Source organism: Pseudomonas sp. UBT (assembly GCF_050915955.1).
Taxonomy (GTDB): Bacteria; Pseudomonadota; Gammaproteobacteria; order Pseudomonadales; family Pseudomonadaceae; genus Aquipseudomonas; species Aquipseudomonas antarctica_A.
On the sequence record NZ_CP168079.1, the window covers coordinates 3,087,640 to 3,108,340 of the forward strand.

Annotated in this window: 12 protein-coding genes and 1 pseudogene; 5 read left to right on the top strand and 8 right to left on the bottom strand. The window is 59.2% G+C overall.

Annotated features, from left to right (window positions below):
* Positions 1–17 precede the first annotated feature (17 nt).
* From ACDZ94_RS14065 to ACDZ94_RS14075, 3 genes are all read right to left on the bottom strand, one after another.
* Positions 18–2,282, bottom strand: a complete 2,265-nt coding sequence (locus ACDZ94_RS14065; RefSeq protein WP_432750316.1) for an autotransporter outer membrane beta-barrel domain-containing protein — start codon at positions 2,280–2,282, stop codon at positions 18–20.
* Positions 2,283–2,522: 240 nt separating this feature from the next.
* Entirely contained in the window at positions 2,523–4,544 is a 2,022-nt protein-coding gene (locus tag ACDZ94_RS14070; RefSeq protein ID WP_432750317.1) for a hypothetical protein, read from the bottom strand.
* Between the two features lie 189 nt (positions 4,545–4,733).
* Positions 4,734–6,707: a hypothetical protein gene (locus ACDZ94_RS14075; protein WP_237140903.1), complete on the bottom strand. Its 1,974-nt coding sequence runs from the start codon at positions 6,705–6,707 to the stop codon at positions 4,734–4,736.
* Positions 6,708–6,942: 235 nt separating this feature from the next.
* On the opposite strand from ACDZ94_RS14075, the gene ACDZ94_RS14080 reads away from it, so the two are divergent.
* From ACDZ94_RS14080 to ACDZ94_RS14100, 5 genes are all read left to right on the top strand, one after another.
* Positions 6,943–8,001 (top strand): LacI family DNA-binding transcriptional regulator, encoded by a 1,059-nt coding sequence (locus ACDZ94_RS14080; RefSeq protein ID WP_064452146.1) that lies wholly within the window; start codon positions 6,943–6,945, stop codon positions 7,999–8,001.
* Positions 8,002–8,088: 87 nt separating this feature from the next.
* Positions 8,089–8,871, top strand: coding sequence for a sugar phosphate isomerase/epimerase family protein (locus ACDZ94_RS14085; protein WP_407017373.1), 783 nt, complete (start codon positions 8,089–8,091; stop codon positions 8,869–8,871).
* Positions 8,864–9,805, top strand: a complete 942-nt coding sequence (locus ACDZ94_RS14090; protein ID WP_432750318.1) for a sugar kinase — start codon at positions 8,864–8,866, stop codon at positions 9,803–9,805. Before ACDZ94_RS14085 ends, ACDZ94_RS14090 begins: the two co-directional genes overlap by 8 nt.
* A 45-nt stretch (positions 9,806–9,850) precedes the next feature.
* Entirely contained in the window at positions 9,851–11,149 is a 1,299-nt protein-coding gene (locus ACDZ94_RS14095; protein ID WP_064452143.1) for an MFS transporter, read from the top strand.
* Entirely contained in the window at positions 11,146–12,123 is a 978-nt protein-coding gene (locus ACDZ94_RS14100) for an NAD(P)-dependent oxidoreductase (protein ID WP_432750319.1), read from the top strand. The genes ACDZ94_RS14095 and ACDZ94_RS14100 overlap by 4 nt, the downstream gene beginning before the upstream one ends.
* A 492-nt stretch (positions 12,124–12,615) precedes the next feature.
* Here the strand turns inward: ACDZ94_RS14100 and ACDZ94_RS14105 are convergent, their stop codons facing one another.
* The 5 genes and pseudogenes from ACDZ94_RS14105 to ACDZ94_RS14125 form a co-directional block, all read right to left on the bottom strand.
* Positions 12,616–14,319: an AMP-binding protein gene (locus ACDZ94_RS14105; RefSeq protein ID WP_432750320.1), complete on the bottom strand. Its 1,704-nt coding sequence runs from the start codon at positions 14,317–14,319 to the stop codon at positions 12,616–12,618.
* A gap of 31 nt (positions 14,320–14,350) precedes the next feature.
* Positions 14,351–15,649: an acetyl-CoA C-acetyltransferase gene (locus tag ACDZ94_RS14110; RefSeq protein WP_432750321.1), complete on the bottom strand. Its 1,299-nt coding sequence runs from the start codon at positions 15,647–15,649 to the stop codon at positions 14,351–14,353.
* Complete coding sequence (locus tag ACDZ94_RS14115; RefSeq protein WP_432750322.1) at positions 15,646–16,548, bottom strand: MaoC/PaaZ C-terminal domain-containing protein; 903 nt, start codon at positions 16,546–16,548, stop codon at positions 15,646–15,648. Before ACDZ94_RS14115 ends, ACDZ94_RS14110 begins: the two co-directional genes overlap by 4 nt.
* 3 nt (positions 16,549–16,551) lie before the next feature.
* The gene (locus tag ACDZ94_RS14120) at positions 16,552–17,895 is read right to left on the bottom strand and encodes a 3-oxoacyl-ACP reductase (RefSeq protein WP_407017371.1); all 1,344 of its coding nucleotides are present in this window, start codon (positions 17,893–17,895) and stop codon (positions 16,552–16,554) included.
* A gap of 133 nt (positions 17,896–18,028) precedes the next feature.
* Positions 18,029–20,558: pseudogene (locus ACDZ94_RS14125) on the bottom strand (acyl-CoA dehydrogenase).
* Positions 20,559–20,701 lie beyond the last annotated feature (143 nt).

The following is a 20,701-nucleotide window of genomic DNA, read 5'->3' on the forward strand; positions in this document are numbered from 1 at the left end:
AATGACCGGCGCTTTAGTTAGAAGGAATAACGTACGCCAACGTTGGCACCCAGTACCTGATCGATTTTATTACTGGAGCTGGTTTCAAGGTCCGCGTGCATTTGCAGGTTCTGCGAGAGTTTCACCGCTACGCCGGCACCAAACTTGGCGCGCGAACCTGACAGGTCATTGTTGAAGGTCTGGTTGTTGACCGCAACCTTATTATTGTTGGCGAACTCGTGAACCATGGCCGCACGCAGGTACGGCTGGATAATGGTGCCACTGTCGAGCTGGATATCACGCCCTACTGTCGCGCCGGCTTCAGCGATACGTGAACGGGTACGTTCACCGTCGACTTTCAAGCCATTTTTCAGACTGTAGTTTCCACCCTGGACCACAATCGTCGACAGTCGACCATAAGGTTCAACGTACCAGCCATCATCGAGTTTGATATTGCGACCGAACTCAGCCGACAGGCTGCCACCCACGTTGTTGTAATTACCTTTGGTCGATGTAGCGTCGCTGAGGCTTACTTTGGCTTCGTTCTGGAAACGGTTGGCCTTGGCTACCGTATCAAAGTAGAACCCGCTTTCCTGGTCCATCCAGGTTGCATAAGCGCCCACGAAGTAGCTCTTGACGGTACCCGAGGAGCCGCGCGCAGGGTTAAGGTCGGAGGTACTATGACCAGCCATCACACCCACCAGCCATTGGCTGTCTACCAGCGGCATGTCCGCACCGATGGAGAAGCCGCGCTGGTTTTGCGTATACGCGGTACCCGAACTTTCGGACACGTTGTACTTGTTACCAAAACCACGAACCCAAAGACCCGCCTGGCCTGGCTCGAAACGCAACTCACCCATGCGGGCGCGCAACGAGGCCTCTTCGCCGTACATCACCGTCGGCGCGGTGTTGAAGAGTGCCGTTACCACACGGGTGCCACGGCTTTTCGTACGGGTTTCCGGGTCGAGATACCAATCAGTGCCTTCTTTTTTCAGATCGTAGGCAAAAGCACCTGCATCCACCGGGCCATTAACCAGGGAGAACTGCGCATCCCCACCGCCGGTATGGACCACGCGAACCTGATCGGGGTTGACCGGCTCAGCGCCACTGGCCGACAGCAACAGGTTGTGATTACCCGTAGCTTCGCCGGTGACATTGATGAAGTCCGTCTTGCCTTGCGCGAAATCGGTGCCCATAACAAACGTGCCATCACCGGCAAGCGTATTCAGGTTCAGTTGATAGAACGCATCCCCGGCGCCCATGGTAACCGTACCACCGGTCATGTTCAGTACACCGACCTGGCTGTCGCCCGTCATGTTCCAGTTGGAAGCATTGCCCACGTTCAAGCTGGACACATTCTGCAACTGGCCAGTCAACTCGGCGTTGTTCTGCAGGGTCAAATGGGCGGTGCTGGTGCCATCGACCACCACATTGCCGGTCAAACGGCTGTTATCAACCGTCATCGTCGCTGAACTGCCGCCCGTGACAGACAGCAGATTACCGTTACCCCCCGTGAGCGTGGAGCCGTTGCGCACCTCTATTTCTACCACCGGGGCCAGGCCTTGCGAGGCCCTGACCGAAATGGCGGAACCGGTTTTGCCCTCAACAACGGATTGGTCCAATACCAACTTGCCATCGGTGGTATCAAAACGTCCGCGGGTAAACGATACCCCGCTGCCCTGGCCGACGATCGTGGCCTGGGTGGCCGTTGCCGTGGCACCCCGTAGGGAAAGGCCAAAACTGTTCACGCCAGTACCTTGTACCAACGTGCCTTGCTTGAAGTCCATCTGGCTACCGCTGCTGGCTTCCGCCCCGCCGGCAGTACCGCTGATAATGCTGTTGCTTACTTGTGTTGACGAGCCATCGTCGGAACTTACAGCACCAACGGCTTGCAAACCCACGCCGTTGTTGTTGGTAATCGTACTGCTATTGATAAACGCAGCGCTTTGTTCCAGGCGCACTGCGCCGAACACCGGGTTGTTCGAAGTTACATGCGCTGATTCGAGATGAACCACGGACCCGTTAGTCGCACGAACATCATTGGCCTGACTGCCGGCGTTCATGTTCAGCGTAGAGGCTGCGAGTGCAATGCTGGTGGCCGTTGCGTTGTTCATGTCCAGGGTGGACTGGTTAAACAATTGCCAATCCGTAGTTTGCTCAGTGGCGTCAATGGTTTTTTGCTCACCGTTCAACTGAGCGGCTTGCGCTTGCCCGTGTACCGCAGCAAACAGGCAGAACGTAATGGTTGGGACGTTCATCATCTTACTCAAGGGCTTGAGTTCGAATATATTCAGTGCCGACATGGTCAATCACTCTTTGGCAAAGCCTACGAAAACGGTTTGGCTGGTCTATAAAAAGCGAGCCTAACCTCTGAGGCACACAGACTAAGGAGTAAAAGCCCGACATTCTGTAGGAACAATCCCTTAAGTCCTTGGTAAAAACCTGTGTCTCAAGTGGCTGATTAACAGAAAAAAGTCAGTGACTTGCGTCCCCCTCCAAAAGAGGGAGACGTAGTCATACCGACTGCTTACCTACGTGGTGCCCTAAGGGTTTGTTACCAGGACAAAATCACAATATGTGTTCGCCAACGTTGTGCGCCCGGTGATGGTGTTATTGCCGCGCCCGCTGACGTTGCCTACGAGTGGTGCGATGCTGGTCACCTGTACGAGCCCAGATCGAAGCGGCCTGAGGAATGAGAACGGTACCGGGAACGTAAAGCCACTGGCTCTAACCTGAGGTGTAATAAGCTCTTCGAGGGTTATGAAAGCGTCTGCCGTGGGTGACGTAATCCGGACAACCAACTGCAGCATCTGATTCAACACAAACCTCTGGTCCCCAGGCACGAAAATCCGGCCGTCATAATTAGCAGGGTTTACTTGCGGCCTTGGCCCCATCGAATCACAGGTCCAAACCCTTTTACCGACTGGGCCCTTCGCATTGACAAACTCAGGCGGTTCCAGGGAAACCATCACAGCGTCTGTCACAGTAATCTCTGTATCCGGCGCTCTATTGATGTTGTCGGTGGGCGCCGGCGTTGCCGAGGACGCGATAAAATAGTGAATGTTCTGAACACCATTAAACTTGATTAAACCTGAGTCCCATTGGATATCAAAACTGACCGTGTCACCCGGCAATTGATTGGTGATTTCATAAGGAGGCAACACTGCAATGCCATCGCTGCCTACAACGTGGATCCACTGATTGGGTCCGGGTATGTCCTCGGCCGTCCACAATACAATCTCCACGGTAATAGGTTTATTGGCATGCTCGGCTGTCAACTCATCCGCCACCAGCGAACCTTGGCCATATATATGCGCTGGATTCAAATTGGGGTTCCGGCTTCCAGGCTCGCCTGGGTTTTCCGGGCCCGGTACACTCAAGTCGACCTTGACGATCTTAGGAGGAGAATCGGTGGTTACGCCGTTTTGATCTACCCGAAATTGCATGGGGATCGGCACAGGCCCTCTCTGCTTCCCGTATTCGGTCGTTAGCAAATCGTTAAGTACTGTTCCCGAGATGACCACCGGTAAGGTGGTGAACGTAGCAGATAACGAAGTCCACGGTTGTGAGCCCACCTTCCACTGAATTTTATCCAGATTAAACTGCGGGTCCGTGTAGGTCCCCTGGAACTCGATACGTGCCAAATAGTCCGCAATATTGAGCAGATCATCGACACTGCCCCCTACCGGTGCCGGTGCCAACGGAATGAAAATATCCAGTTGCGTGGGCGTCGGCAACAGCGACACATTGAAGCGATTAACGATCGATGGCCGGCTGACGTTCCCCGCAGCGTCGGTGCAGGTGTAGAAGTAATACCAGACACCGCTGCCGGTGATAAAACGGGCAGGCACGGTAAATGTGTTGCCGGTTTGCAGCGCCAGCGTCGTCCCTACCACAAACGCAGCCAGTGGAACCGTATCTTGGCTCCAGTAATGTGTGTAGGTATCGCCGAGTGCCCATTGCCCGGCCGGATACGGGTAGGTATTGTTGGCAAGGTTGAAGGGTGCCCCCCCGTCATTGTTAATAATAGCCTGTGTCAGCGGCTGCGCCGGATCCCCAGTCCCTGTGTAAGTTGAGACAGGGGGTTGAACGCTATTTATCTGACTGGACCAGGGAGCAAACCGGTCAACCGTGAAATTCCCGGGCGTTGAAAAGTTAAACTCTTCCTGCGGTCTTGCTACGTCATTCTCATCGTAATCATTCACAAACACCCTGTACTGGAACTGATACCGACCGTCCCTTATCCCTCCATCGTTTATTTCTGACTGAGTAAAAGGGACGGTCACATCAAGCGTGGCGTCTGTCGACGTTATTTCAAATTGGGCAGGGCCATACCGCGTTACCCAATTGGGCAACGGCTGGGAGAGGTCTTGCATGAGTATTTCGATCCAGTCATCGCTCAGCGTTTCACTCCCCAATTCACACCTCAGCGTGGAGGGCAGCTTGGCGGCTTCTGCTGAAATAAGGCCCGTCGCAGGATTGAGTGCGCCCAAGACCTCAGGTGCACGCAGCGTGGGCCCAGCGGCAAGTATGGCGGCAACTTTTGCAGACACAGGGGTGCTCATATATATTCTCCATCTTCATTTGATATGAATGCCGAACAAACACAGACAGTCAACGTGCATTAATGCCCTGCTGACCCTTTAGAGCGTTACTTCTTTCCGCGCCCGCCAATACAATTATTAGAGACGAAGAAGTTCGTGATGAAGAGTGCCTATCGCCCTCTCCACCGCAACCTTATAAAACAGCCGTTCTTATTTTTCCCCAGGCCCTACACCGTTCGGCCCGCAGTATTTACCCGTGCTGTACTTACGATCAATCGGCACGTAGGCGGTTGCTGATGTTCCTTGTAAGATACCCTCACGGAATACACTGTAACGAGCGGCTCCCCCTGCATAGTCACTCAATGGCCTGATCAGCGCTTCGTAAGGCTCAATGATATATTCATGCGTCGTATCGCCCGCCACCCAAACATATTCAAAGGTGTCGGCGGTTGCAGGAAGCGGATTGCGATCCGGGTAGTTTAGATAGCCCTGCCATGACAACACGACCTGGTCTCCCGGTTGCAGAACATTCGGTGCGGGGTTGACCACCACTTTAATGCCTTCCCACACTTTCGCATCACACGCCAACCATTTATGAGGGTGTGGCGCCGTCTGGGGAAAGCTGGGTTTTGGGTAACTGATGGGCGGAGTAAGACTGACAAAAACCGTTTGATCAGGCGATAACTGTTGGTTCACACCATTATCGGTCTGGTAACTCACAAGCGTGTTCGCATTACTGCCGCCGGCCTGAATCACCTGCCAATCAATTCGATTGTCAAAGTCGACGATCTTCCCGCCGACGTCACCCGGCTTAACCAGATAAGTCGCGACCGGTGTCGCCTGGCCTGGCCAGAAAAGCAAGGCGCGCTCACCCTGCACCGGGTTGTCGAACAAGGTAAACGACGCTCTCACCGGCTGGTTGGCATCACTGCTGTCCAGACGGTTGGGAATCTGGGAGACCGCGCCATGGATGTTAACCAGGGCCAATTGACGGTTCAGCAGCGCAGGCGCCTGAGGGTTTTCCTGGCCTGCAATCGTCATGTCCACAGTGACCCGTTTCACTGGGGAGCTGATGCCTGGGCCCACCGTATCGCCTGCGCGGAGAATGGCGTAGCGCACGGGCAAGTTAATGATTCGGCGCAGGTTCGCGCCTTTGGCGATCAACACGCTCCACTCCACGCTGACCGAGAATGGCAACGCGCTGACTGGCACCGGCGGGAGCTTAATACCGTCCCACTCGACCACACACTGATCATCTGCCAACAGGTTGTCGTAGTGACGCACCCTGACCGAGACAATACGACGTGCGTCCTCCCGATTAACCAGCAAATCGGAATCATACGCCGGCACTTCAGGTACCGACAGGTTGGCAGGCGGGGCATTCAACTGCAGGCCGGTACTCGCAACGAATGAGTATTGAGCAGAGATATTCCCCGCACGGTCACGCAGACGATAAAAGAAATACAGCAGGGGCGCGCCAGCAAACTTGCGAATCTCCGCCATCGGAATATTCACACGCATAGGGCCACTCACAGCAGCAAATGATTGCTCATGGATGGCCGGGCGTGTAGGCAGTGTGTCTCGGTCACTTAAATAACATAAAACCGTGTCGAACGCTTTTCGATCAAGGTAATCGCCGGGCACGTCGACCTCAGCCGTGGCATTGCTTGAATCGTACTCTGTAATAGGATCGAGTAGAAACCTGGCGGCGTTAAGCACTTGGCCGCCCCCCGGCGCAACTCTGTCGATAATAATTGTCCTGTCGGACGAAACTTCAAAAACCTCGCTGTCAACAAACAAGTTATTAACACGGTAAGAAACACGCACCTTCGCACTGTTGAGAAAATAAGCCTGAGGTATCGTTACCTCAACAGGAAAATCATCCGCGGTAATAGGCCCTACCAACTCAATCGGTTCAAGATCAAACGCGACGCTGCCCTCGACGTGCCATATGAAGGTCACAAAGTCGCTCTCGCCGAGTTGGGGCAAAAATTGCCAAGGCTTGGTTAACTTAACGACCAAATCGTCAAATAGATATTTTATTAGAATTAATCCATCGGGCTCTACGTTGCTTATGTCAGGTGCAGGCAATGTCGGAACAGTCGCCACCCCGGCAGCCTCAGCAGCGGCAAAACCTGCGGCATTTTCTTTGTTGATAGCATCATCTGCTGAACTGTTGCCCATGGTGTTCTCCGACGCATGTGTGAATGGCTATTACCAACTACGTTAGACAGGATTGAATACTTAACGCTGCTGTTCGGATACTGTCAGAACTAACAGGTAGCGCCGCCACTCGTCGGGCCGAGCCACCGGCTGATTGCACATTTGCACTGAAATACACTTGACGTACTTTCGTTGTTGAGGTCTCCTGAAACCGGTTTCAAAGCTCCACAACCTCCAATAAGAAAGGCCTGCAACCGTGACTTCTTTTTCCGCCGCCCAGCGCAGCCGCGTGACCATGCTCGACGTCGCCGAGCGCGCCGGTGTGTCCAAAGCCAGCGTCTCGCGCTTTATCGGTGATGACCGCGCCTTGCTCTCCGACGCCATTGCCCTGCGCATCGAACAGGCGATCAGCGAACTCGGCTACCGCCCTAACCAAATGGCGCGGGGCTTGAAACGTGGGCGCACTCGCCTGATCGGCATGCTGGTGGCCGATATCCGCAACCCCTATTCCATTGCCGTGATGCACGGCGTCGAAACCGCCTGCCGTCAGCACGGCTACAGCCTGGTGGTGTGCAACACCGACCGCGATGACGAGCAGGAGCGCCAGCATCTGGCAGCGTTGCGTTCGTACAACATCGAAGGGTTGATCGTGAACACCCTTGGCCATCACCTCGACCAGTTGCTGGAGTTGCAACAGGAAATGCCGCTGGTGCTGGTCGACCGCAAGGTCGAGCCGCTGCACAGCGACATGGTGGGTTTGGATAACTTCGCGGCGGTACGCATGGCCGTGGAGCATCTCGAACAGCAGGGTTATCGCGATGTGTTGCTGGTGAGCGAAGCGGCCGATGGCACCAGTTCGCGACTGGAACGCCAAACCAGCTTCAAGGCAGAGATAGCCAGTCGCCCAGGATTGACCGGCGCCGTGCTGGAACTCGATGGCGAGCTGGAAAATCGTCTGCAGGCCTTTCTTGCCAAGCCCGACCCCAAAGCCTTGTTCTGCGCCAACGGTATCGCCACGCTGGCCTGTACCCGCGCGCTCAAGTCTTTAGGCTGCAACCTGTTTAATGAGGTCGGCCTGATCGCCCTGGATGACCTGGACTGGTACCCGCTTGTAGGCAACGGCATCACCGCCCTCGCCCAGCCGACCGAAGCGATAGGCGCGAGCGCCTTCGACTGCCTGCTCAAACGCCTGCGTGGCGATGACGCACCGACGCGCACCCTGGGCTTTTTGCCGCAACTGATCATTCGCGGCTCAACTCAACCCCCTGTGGGCGCTGGCTTGCCTGCGATCGCGGGTTCTCAGCCGAAGCAGTAATCGACTGATTCACCGCCATCGCAGGCAAGCCAGCTCCCACCCCTGTTTTGTGTATAAAAATGAAACCGGTTTCAGAGGTAAACAACAATGCATAAGTACCCCGTCTCCATCAGCCTTTCCAGCTACGGCGCTGATCTGGTACGCCAGCAGGGCCAATTGAGTTTTGTCTCGTTGCTCAATGCTGCCGGCGCCCAGCGCATCGAATGGCGTGAAGAGTTGCTGACCACCGAACAACCCGCCGTCCTCGCCCAGGCAGCCGCTGAGCATGGCCTGGAATCGGTGTTTTCGTCGCCGCTGGAACTCTGGGTCGCCGGGCGCGCCCAGCCGAATGCCGAACTCGCCGCCATCCTGGACCGCGCGCAGGCATTCGGCGCACGCTGGCTGAAAGTCTCCCTCGGTTACTTCACCGACACCAACGACCTGCAAAGCCTGCACGCCCTGCTCAACCGCCACCCGGTCCAATTGCTGGTGGAAAACGACCAGACCCTGCACGGCGGGCGCATCGAGCCGATGCAACGGTTCTTTACCGAGGTTGAACGCCTGGGTGTACCGGTCAAAATGACCTTCGACATCGGCAACTGGCAGTGGCAAGACCAATCCGCCCTCACCGCCGCACGCCTGCTGGGCCGGCACGTGGATTACCTGCACTGCAAGGCCGTGGCGCGTCGCCAGGACGGCAAGCTGGTGGCCTTGCCGCCCAGCGCCACCGACCTGCATCTGTGGGAACAACTGCTCAAGCATATGACTCAAGGTATTACCCGGGCCGTGGAATTCCCGTTGCAAGGTGATGACTTGACCGCAGTTACCGCGCAACAGGTCGCCGCCCTCGCCCTCCTTGGCCAGCCCCGTGCGGAGAATGCCCATGTCTGAGATCGATATCCTGTCGTTTGGTGAAACCATGGCGATGTTTGTCGCCGAACAGACCGGCGACCTGGCCGAGGTGGCCCAGTTCCACAAACGCATTGCCGGGGCCGACAGCAATGTGGCTATTGGTCTGTCGCGCCTGGGTTTCAATGTCGCCTGGCTGAGCCGGGTAGGGGCTGATTCCCTCGGCCGGTTTGTCATCGACACCCTGCAAAAAGAAGGCCTGGATTGTCGCCATGTGACGGTCGATCCGCTGCACCCCACCGGTTTTCAGTTCAAATCCCGCGAAGAGACTGGCGCAGACCCTCAAGTGGAATATTTCCGCAAAGGCTCGGCCGCCAGTCATTTGTCGATTGCCGACATTCGTCCCGCCCTGCTGCAAGCGCGGCACCTGCATGCCACCGGTATTCCGCCGGCCTTGTCCGAGGCCACCCGCGAGCTGTCCGTGATGCTGATGACGCAGATGCGCAAGGCCGGGCGCAGCGTGTCATTCGACCCGAACCTGCGCCCGTCTCTGTGGGCCAATCAGCAGCAGATGATTCGCCAGATAAACGCCCTCGCAAGCCTGGCTGACTGGGTTTTGCCCGGCTTGAGCGAAGGCCGCTTGCTCACCGGCTTCGACGACCCGGCCGACATCGCCGCCTTCTACCTCGACCAGGGTGCCGAAGCCGTGGCCATCAAGCTTGGGCCGGATGGTGCCTACTACCGCACCCAGATGGACCAGGGCTTCGTCGCCGCCGTGCCGGTGGAAAAAGTCGTGGACACCGTCGGCGCCGGTGATGGTTTTGCCGTCGGCATGATCAGCGCCTTGCTCGACAACCTCAGCTTCCCCGAGGCCGTACAGCGCGGCAACTGGATCGGCAGCCGCGCCGTGCAAAGCCGCGGAGATATGGAAGGCCTGCCCACCCGTGCGGAGTTACCCACTCGATCCATTGCATGACCCACACCCTGTTGCCACAACTACAACAAGCTCAGGAGCAACCCCATGGACACTTTGAAACTCGCCACCCGCCGCTGGTGGTACATCATGCCCATCGTGTTTATCACGTATAGCCTGGCGTACCTGGACCGCGCCAACTACGGCTTCGCCGCCGCCTCCGGAATGGCCGAAGACTTGATGATCACCCCCGGCATGTCGTCGCTGCTGGGGGCGCTGTTCTTTCTCGGCTACTTTTTTTTCCAGGTACCGGGGGCTATCTACGCGCAGAAACGCAGCGTTAAAAAGCTGATTTTCGTCAGCCTGATCCTGTGGGGCGGCCTGGCCACCCTGACCGGCGTGGTATCCAACGCCTATATGTTGATCGCGATTCGCTTCATGCTTGGGGTGGTGGAAGCGGCGGTGATGCCTGCGATGCTGGTCTACCTGTGTCACTGGTTTACCCGTGCCGAACGCTCGCGGGCCAACACGTTCCTGATCCTCGGCAACCCGGTGACCATGCTTTGGATGTCGGTGGTGTCGGGCTATCTGGTGCAGCATTTCAGTTGGCGCTGGATGTTTATCGTTGAAGGCCTGCCGGCGGTGATCTGGGCGTTTATCTGGTGGCGCCTGGCTGACGAACGGCCCAAGGATGCCAAGTGGCTGAGCGACGCACAAAAGCAGGACTTGGAAACGGCCCTGGCTGCCGAGCAAGTCGGCATCAAGGCGGTGAAAAACTACGCCGAAGCCTTTCGCTCGCCCAAGGTGATCATCCTGGCCCTGCAGTTTTTCTGCTGGAGCATCGGCGTGTACGGCTTTGTGCTGTGGCTGCCATCGATTCTCAAGGCCGGTTTGCAGATGGACATGGTCGAAGCGGGCTGGCTGTCCGCGCTGCCTTACCTGGCAGCCGTCATCGGTATGCTCGCGGTGTCCTGGGGCTCGGACAAGCTGCAAAAACGTAAACGTTTTGTGTGGCCGCCGTTGCTGATTGCGTCCATCGCTTTCTACGCGTCCTACGCCCTGGGCGCCGAGCACTTCTGGTGGTCCTACACCCTGTTGGTGATCGCCGGGGCCTGCATGTATGCGCCTTATGGCCCGTTCTTCGCCATTGTCCCGGAGATCCTGCCGGCCAACGTTGCCGGTGGCGCCATGGCGCTGATCAACAGCATGGGCGCGCTCGGCTCGTTCGGTGGTTCGTACCTGGTGGGTTACCTCAATAGCAGCACCGGTTCGCCCGGCGCCTCCTACCTGCTGATGAGCGGCGCATTGATGTTCGCGGTGGTGCTGACGATTTTCCTCAAGCCCGGCGCCAGCGACCGTAAACGCGCGCCGTCGCCTACTTTTGATTTGAAGGTTAAAACCCGATGAAGAAATCTGTCGTTTTATACAAAAAACTCTCGGCGCCATTGATGGCCCGCCTGCACGAGCACGCCGACGTCACGTTGATCGACGCGCTGGACGAACCCGGCCTGGCCAAACTGCGTGACGCCCTGCCCAGCGCCCACGGCCTGCTGGGTGCCAGCCTGCGCCTGGACGCCACGCTGCTCGATCTGGCGCCCAAACTGGAAGCGGTGGCCAGCGTCTCGGTCGGTGTCGACAACTACGACATCGACTACCTGACCCAACGAGGCATTCTGCTCAGCAACACCCCGGACGTACTCACCGAAACCACGGCGGACACCGGCTTTGCGCTGATCCTGGCCACTGCCCGCCGCGTGGTCGAACTCGCCGATATGGTGCGCGCCGGCCAATGGAACAAGAACATCGGCCCCTCGCATTTCGGCAGCGACGTGCACGGCAAAACCCTGGGCATTATCGGCATGGGCCGCATCGGTGAAGCCCTGGCCCAACGCGGGCATTTCGGTTTCGGCATGCCGGTGATCTACCACAGCCACTCACCCAAGCCGCTGGTAGAAGAGCGCTTCGGCGCGCAGTACCGCAGCCTGGTGGCGTTGCTCAAGGAGGCCGACTTTGTCTGCCTGACACTGCCGCTCACGGCTGAAACCGAGAAATTGATTGGCGCTGAAGAATTTGCACTGATGGGCCCCGAGACGATTTTTATCAATATTTCTCGGGGCAAAGTCGTCGATGAAGCCGCGCTGGTCGAGGCACTGCAGCAACGCACGATTCGGGCGGCGGGGCTGGATGTGTTTGAGCGTGAGCCGCTGAATCACGACTCGCCGTTGTTGCGCTTGAATAACGTGGTGGCCACGCCGCATATCGGTTCGGCGACCCACGAAACGCGGGAAGCGATGGCACGCTGTGCGGTGGATAATCTGCTGGCAGCATTGTCGGGTGAACGGCCGAAAAACCTGGTGAATCCGGCGGCCTGGAAACCCTGAATCCCAAGCGCTGAACAGCTCCCACAGAAAAGCAGAGCACTGCGGTGCTGGCAGCTAAACTCGGTCAAAATTGTGGGAGCGGGCTTGCTCGCGAATGCGGTGGGTCAGGCAGCTTATTTGTAACTGACCCTACCGCATTCGCGAGCAAGTCGAATCGTCGCACCGCCGCTCCCACATTTGGAACTCATTTCATCAGGTAGAAGTGGTGTTGCCCTGCTTCTGCCCTGCTTTTGCTTCTACCACTCAGGTCGGCTACCAGGCCGCCGTGCTCTGCTTTTGATTTTGATCTGACAGGCCCTGTTAATCACATTTTGAACTCAGTACATCAGGCAGAGGGTATGCGGCTCTTCAGGCTGCACTCGGTCAATGTGGGAGCTGGCTTGTCGGACCGCCGAACCGCTGCGATGGCATCAATTGGGTATGCCTGATGTACCGAGGTGCCTGCATCGCAGGCAAGCCAGCTCCCACATTTAGGTCATCAACGCTTTCCAATCAGCGCAAGGCCCGGCGCAATACTTTGCCGACGGTCGTCTTGGGCAGCTCGTTGCTGCGAAACTCCACATACCGCGGCACCTTGTACCCCGTCAGGTATTCCCGGCAATGGGCGAGGATCTGTTCCTGAGTAAGGTTCGGGTCTTTGCGCACCACAATGATCTTCACCTTCTCCCCTGTCACAGCATCCTCAACACCGATTGCCGCCACCTCGCCCACGCCTGGGTGCAGCGCCACCACGTCTTCGATTTCATTGGGGTACACGTTGAAACCCGAGACCAGGATCATGTCTTTTTTGCGGTCGACCAGGCGAATATAGCCACGCTCGTCCATCACGCCGATATCACCGGTCGACAACCACCCTTCGGCATCCAGCACCTCGGCGGTTTCCTTCGGGCGTTTCCAGTAGCCCTGCATCACCTGCGGGCCGCGCACTTGCAGTTCGCCCTGCTCACCAATGTCGGCCAGCTCGCCATCTTCACGAATAAAGCGCACCCAGGTCGACGGCAACGGCACGCCGATGCTGCCGGTGAACGCCATCTCGCGCATGCGTGAAATGTCGATGGGGCTGATGCTCACCACCGGCGAGCACTCGGTCAGCCCATAACCCTCGACGATCGGCAGCCCGGTGACTTCCTTCCAACGCTTGGCCACCGCCGTGTGCGTGGCCATGCCGCCAGCAATCACCATGCGCAAATCCGAGAAGTCCCGCGCGCAGAATGCCTTGTTCTCCAGCAAGCCGTTAAACAGCGTGTTGACCCCGGCAATCCCATTGAAGCGCTCCTTGCGCAGGATCATCTGCACCCGCTTCACGTCCCGAGGGTTGGCGATCAAGATGTTGCGCCCGCCCAGGCACATGAACATCAGGCAGTTCACCGTGAGCGAAAAGATGTGGTACAGCGGCAGCAAGGTGACGTTGGTTTCCTGTTTGTGCTGATCGAGCTGATCACCGACCCAGGCCTTGGCTTGCAGCAGGTTGGCGATGATATTGCGGTGGCTGAGCATCACGCCCTTGGCGTCACCCGTGGTGCCGCCGGTGTATTGCAAAAAGGCCAGCTCATCGAGGCCCATCGTGACCGGAAAGTGATGCTGCGCCCGCCCCTGTTTCAGCACCTGGTTGAAGCGTACCGAGCCGGGCAGATTAAAGACGGGCACCTGCTTTTGCACACGGCGCAGGATGAAGTTCATCGCTGCCCCCTTGAAGGTGCCCAGCAAATCGCCGATAGCCGCCACCACCACGCGCTTGACGTTGCTGCCGGCCACCACCTTTTCGAGGGTGCGGGCGAAATTTTCGAAGATCACCACGGTTTCAGCGCCGCTGTCCTTGAGCAGATGCTTGAGCTCATGGGAGGTGTACAGCGGGTTAACGTTCACCACCACCGCACCGGCCAGGATCGTGCCCAGCAGGCAAATCGGGTACTGCAAGCAGTTGGGCATCATCAGCGCCACGCGGTCGCCCTTTTTCACGCCCTGGCCCTGCAGCCACGCGGCAAACGCAATGCCTTGCACTTGCCAGTCGGCATAAGTCATTTCGGTACCGATGCTGACGTAGGCAACCCGCTCGCGAAATTTCTCCAGGTGTTCCAGGAACACTTCGCGCAACGACGGGTAGGCCTCGATACCGGCCTCAATGTCCGCCGGGACGCCGGGCAGGTAAGCGTTCAACCAGATCCGTTCAGTGCGTTCCAGGCTTACAGCGTTCATGGCAGTCTCCTTGTTGTTGTTTTTGATAGCGCTACTTTTCGACGATGGCGGTGATGCCCAGCCCGCCCGCCGCACAGATCGAAATCAAGCCGCGTCCGCCGCCGTTTTCGTGAATGGTCTTGGCCAGTGCCGCCAGTTGTCGCCCACCGGTTGCGGCGAACGGGTGACCACAGCCGAGGGAGCCGCCGTTGACGTTCATCTTGCTGCGTTCGATAGCGCCCAGCGGGGCATCCAAGCCGAGTCGCTCGCGGCAATAATCGGCGTCCTCCCAAGCCTTGAGGGTGCACAGTACCTGGGCGGCAAAGGCTTCGTGGATCTCGAAGAAATCAAAGTCGGCAACGCTCAGGCCTTCGCGCTTGAGCATGCGTGGTACCGCATAGGCCGGCGCCATTAACAGGCCTTCGGTACCGTCGACAAAATTCACCGCTGCCGTCTCGCCGGTGCGCAGGTAGGCCAGCACCGGTAAGCCCTGTTCAGCGGCCCAGGCTTCACTGGCTAACAGCACCACCGACGCGCCATCGGTCAACGGCGTGGAGTTGCCTGCCGTGAGGGTGCCATTTTGGCGGTCGTAGGCAGGAGCCAGGCCCGCGAGTTTTTCCAGGCTGGCATCGGCGCGCAGGTTGTTGTCGCGGGCCAGGCCGCGATGAGGGCTGATCAGGTCATCGAAAAAGCCGCGTTGGTAGGCAGCCTCCAGGCGCTGGTGACTGGTCAGGGTCAGCTCATCCTGGGCCAGGCGTTTGATCTGCCAGCGCTTGGCCATTTCTTCACAGTGTTCGCCCATGGACAGGCCGGTGCGCGGTTCGCCATTGCGCGGCAGCAACGGCTTGAAAAACATCGACGGACGCACCTTCAGTAACGCCTTCAACTTGTCGCCCATACCCTTGGCCCGATTGGCCGCCAGCAAGGTGTGGCGCAAGGCTTCGTTGATGCCGATGGGCGCGTCGGAGGTGGTGTCGGCCCCACCGGCAATGCCCACTTCGATCTGGCCCAGGGCGATTTTATTCGCCACCAGCAAGGCAGCTTCCAGGCCGGTGCCGCAGGCTTGCTGCACGTCGTACGCGGGTGTTTCGGGTGACAGCGTAGTGGAGAGCAGCGATTCACGCGCCAGGTTGAAGTCCCGCGAGTGCTTGATCACCGCGCCAGCGGCAAACTCGCCCAGGCGCTGGCCGTGCAGGTTGTAGCGGTCCACCAGGCCTTGCAAGGCGGCGACCAGCAAGTCCTGATTGCTGTCGTGGGCATACACGGTGTTCGAGCGGGCAAAGGGGATACGGTTGCCACCGATGATCGCCACGCGGCGCGTCGGGGCCGGGTTGAAGCTGTAGTCATTCATTGATGGCGCTCTTCAAAATTGGGCTGCCAAATAAAAAGCCCACGCATATGGGGTTTGTCGCCCGCGACATTGCGCACTTCGAACTCACGCCGTGGGCCGGTTACAGGGCGGTTCCACAGGGCGACCTGACCGGGCAGGAAGATGGGCAACTTGAAGTCACAATGGGCTTGCGCCTGATCCAGGCCGCCCGGCGGTTGCTGGGCGGCCAACGCGCGGCCCAGGGTCCACATGCCATGAGCGATGGCACGGCGAAAGCCAAAGATTCTGGCGCCGATCAGCGAGGTATGAATCGGGTTGAAGTCTCCCGAAACCTTGGCAAATCGTCGGCCCAGATCGGCAGGCAACACCCAGCGCTGAGTGCGTAACAGGCCCTCTTCCTGCAATGCCAGCACGTCGTCCCACGGTTCGCCCACCGGGTTATTCACGTCGCGGCGCAAATACAGGCTGTTGCTCTCCCACACCAGCCTGTTCGCGCCATAAGCCCGGGTGGCAATGCTCAGCGCCTGGCCCTTGGGATGCGCCACCCAGCGCTCGCAAAACACCTCAAGGCGCAAGGCCTGACCTTCCTGCAAGCGTTGGTGCTGACGAATGCGATTAGCCAGATGCACCATGCCGCTGGCCGGGTATGGGAAGCTGGGCCGAGTCAGCAGCATCAGGTGCAATGGGAACGCCAGCACGTGTGGATAGGACAGCGGCACGCCCTGCTCGCGCCGGAAACCACACGCGCGGCCATACGCGGCAATGCCGCTGGCCGACAGCTGCGCCGCCGAGCGCACCAGAAGCGCCGTGGGCAAGGGTGGCGCACCGTCGAGCTTGGGTTTACGCAGCGCGCGCACGCCGTCCAGCAACAACTGAGTGCGCGACGGCGGCGGGCCGATAATCTGCGTCACGTAGTCCATTCCTCAGGCTCCCAGCAGGCTTTGGCCGCACACGCGTACGACTTGGCCGTTAACCCCGCCGGATGCAGGGTGCGCCAGCCAGGCGATGGTCTCGGCCACGTCGATGGGCTGTCCGCCCTGGGACAGTGAGTTCATGCGCCGCCCCGCCTCGCGAATCATCAGCGGGATTTTTGCGGTCATCTGGGTTTCGATAAACCCGGGCGCCACCGCATTCACCGTGACCTGCTGCGCCGCCGCCAGCGGTGCAAGGCTCTGCACCAGGCCAATCACCCCGGCCTTGGAGGTGGCGTAGTTGCTTTGCCCCAGGTTGCCGGCGATGCCGGAAATCGACGACACACACACAATCCGCCCACCGGGGTTCAGCCCCTGGCCGCTGAGCAATGCCGTGCTCAACTGCAATGGCGCTTCGAGGTTGACCGCCAGCACACTGCGCCAGGCGGCTTCGGTCATCTTGGCGATGGTCTTGTCGCGGGTGATGCCGGCGTTATGGACCACCACGTCAAAAGCACCGTATTGGCTGACATGCGCCTGCAACAGCGAGGCCGCATCCGCTGCGGTGATGTCCAGCGGCAAGGCTGAGCCGTTCACACTGCTGGCGGCTTGCAGCAGCGCGTCCTGGGCCTGGGGCACATCCACGCAAACCACATGGGCGCCGTCGCGGGCCAGCACTTGGGCGATCGCCAAACCGATGCCACGGGAAGCGCCGGTGACCAGGGCGCGCCGACCCGCGAAGGGTTTGTCCCAGTTGACGGCAACGTTGCCGTCCACCGGCGTTTCCAGGCGCACCACTTGCCCCGACACATAGGCCGAACGGCGCGACAGGAAGAACCGCAGGCTGCTGTCCAGCGCGTCTTCGGCACCCGGCGCCACATAAATCAATTGCACGGTAATTGCCCGGCGCAGCTCCTTGGCCAGCGAACGCACCAAGCCTTCGAGGGCACGTTGGGCGATGGCCTGGGGCAAGTCCTGGCAATGTTCCGGCGCCGTGCCGAGCACCACCACGCGGCCGTGGTGGCCAAGGCGTTTGGCATTGGCGTGGAAGAACACGTAAAGCTCGTCGAGCTGCTGCAAATCGAGCACGCCACTGGCGTCGAACACGGCGCCCTGCACCTTGACGGTGGACGGCGCCTTGGGCGTCGCCGGGGTGGCGGCGACCGTGTCGGTGGCGGCGAAAATCGCGTGTACCCGCGCGCAAAGCCGCCCTGCCCCGGCGACAATCACCGGGTTGACCAGGCCGTGTTGGCCACTGCGGTGACGTTGCAACGGCAAGGGTTGCGGCAGGCCGATGGCCTGGGCCAGGCGGCGGCCCCAGGGGGAATTGACGAAGGATAGGTAGCTGTCACTCATAGATAGATCCACTTACAACGCTGCGTTGCCGTGTAAACCCGATCAAATGTGGGAGCTGGCTTGCCTGCGATGGCGGTGTGTCAGGCAGACCGCTATCGCGGGCAAGCCCGCTCCCACACTGAGCGCGTTTTCCCTAGTTGACCGAGGCGTTTTCACCTTGGCTGCTGCGGCGCTTCGCCGTCGGTTTGGCCAATGCCTGCTGACGCCGCTGCAGGGCCTCCAGCAAACCGAAATCCTGCGGGAAGTCGTCGACCTGAATGCCGTGGTCGGCATATTCCACATAGCGCCCCAGCAGGCGGTCTTCGTCATCGCTGATCAGGTCCAGTGCCCGCGCCTTGACGCGCCAACCGGTAAAGGCCGTGGCGGAGATCGGCATGGGCTCGATCAAGCCTTGCTTGACCGCAGACTTGAGCCGGGCGTCGATCAATTCCACCTGCGGCAACAGACGGAAGCCCAATTCGCCATAAGCCAGCTTGTCGATTTCCGGACGCGGAATGTAGGAATTGGCCAGCAAGCGGTCGCGGGTTTCGCCCGGGGTTTGCACCACCTCGGCCACCTGGGCCAGCAAGCGGTCCGACGGTTTACGCAGGGCAATACCGAACGGGAAACTCAAGCCACGCACCACTCGCGCAGCGGCTTTCGAAGGGTAATTATCGAGCACTTCGGCCAGGGCTTCATGGGCGCGCAATAACGCGTCCTGGGCCGACCAGTGCACCAGCGGCAGGTCCGCCTGGGGCCGTCCGTCATCTTCAAAGCGCTTGAGCACGCAAGAGAGGATGTAGAGCTGCGACAGAATATCGCCCAGGCGCCCGGTGATGCTTTCCTTGCGCTTGAGGGCGCCGCCCAGCACGCCCATGGAAATATCCGAGATCAACGCCAGCACCACCGACAGCCGATTGGCCTGGCGGTAGTAGGACGCCAGCGCCGGCTCGGTCTTGGCCGGGACAGAAATCAGCCGCCCGCCCGTCAGCGAATGCACGGCGGCGCGCACGGTATTGGCCAGCACAAAACTCAGATGGCCGAACATCGCGCTGTCGAAGGCTTCCAGCGCCTTGCGCCGATCCGGGTTGCGCGCCGCTTCCATCTCGCGGAACACATAGGGATGGCAACGAATCAGCCCCTGGCCAAAGATAATCAGGCAACGGGTCATGATGTTCGCGCCTTCTACAGTGATGGCAATCGGGCTTTGCTGATAGGCGCGGGCCAGGAAGTTATTGGGCCCCATACAGATGCCCTTACCCGCGACGATGTCCATGCCGTCGTTGACGATGATTCGCGCGCGCTCGGTGACGTGGTATTTGGCGATGGCGGAAATCACCGAGGGCTTTTCACCGGCATCCAGGGACGCCACCGACACCTTGCGCACCGCATCGCAGGCATACAAGTGCCCGGCCATGCGCGCCAATGGCGCCTGCACGCCTTCGAACTTGCCGATGGGCAGGCCGAATTGTTTACGCATCGCGGCATAGGCGGTGGTGCCGCGTACCGCCACTTTGCCCAGGCCGACGTTGGCGGATGGCAAGGAAATCGCCCGCCCCGCAGCCAGGCATTCCATCAACATGCGCCAGCCGTTGCCGACTTGCTCACGGCCGCCGATGACCCACTCCAGGGGAATGAATACATCCTTGCCGGTTGTAGGGCCGTTCTGGAATACGGCATTCAGCGGCCAGTGACGGCGACCACTGTTCACGCCGGGATGAGACGTCGGTATCAGCGCGCAGGTAATGCCCAGCGAGCCAGCCTTGCCGAGTAAACCCTGCGGGTCTTCGGCGCGAAACGCCAGGCCCAGCACCGTGGCGATCGGGCCAAGGGTGATGTAGCGCTTGTCCCAGGTCACCTTGAAGCCGAGCACTTCCTCACCCTCGTGCACGCCTTTGCAGACGATGCCCAGGTCCGGAATCGCCCCGGCGTCGGAGCCGGCATACGGGCTGGTCAGCGCAAAGCACGGAATGTCTTCACCCCGCGCCAAGCGCGGCAAGTAGTAATTACGCTGGGCATCGGTGCCGTAATGCAGCAGCAATTCTGCCGGGCCCAGGGAGTTGGGCACCATCACCGAAATCGCCGCCGCCGAGCAACGTGTCGACAGCTTCATCACCACTTGCGAATGCGCATAGTGGGAGAAACCTTTGCCGCCGTACTGCTTGGGAATGATCATGCCGAGGAACCCGGCGTCTTTTGGTGTACTGCCAACCTTCGGGGGACATGTCTTGCCAGACCTGAGTAGTTTCCCAATCGTTGGACATGTCGCAGAGCGTCTCGACCTCATTGTCGAGGAAGGCCTGCTCTTCGGCACTGAGGCTCGCCGGAGCGGCTTTGAGCAACCGATCCCAGTTGGGTTTGCCGCTGAACAGCTCGGCGTCCCACCACACGGTGCCGGATTCGATGGCGGCGCGCTCGGTGTCGGACATCGCCGGCATGATCGTACGAAACAGGCCCAGGGCCTTGCTGGTCAACAGCGCGCGACGCAGGGGTTTGATCGTCAGCAGCAAGGCCGGCAATACCACCAACACCGCCGCGACGGTAATACCCAGGCCCGCCACCCCATTGAACAGGTAACCAAGCGCCAGCCAGATCAGGCCAGCGCCCAACCAAAGGGCTGCGGCGGCCTTTCGATACGCCAGGGCAATCGCTGCTGCGAGACCCACCAATAACCAGATAACCATGGGGATACCTCTACTTGATTCAGGGCACGGCCAATGCGCAGGCAGATCAAAATGAACTGCGGCGTAAGGCCACACTACAAACTTGAAAAGACAAATTCAAATTTTGTTTTGAAATTTTTATTTAATGCGTTCGCGCAACAATA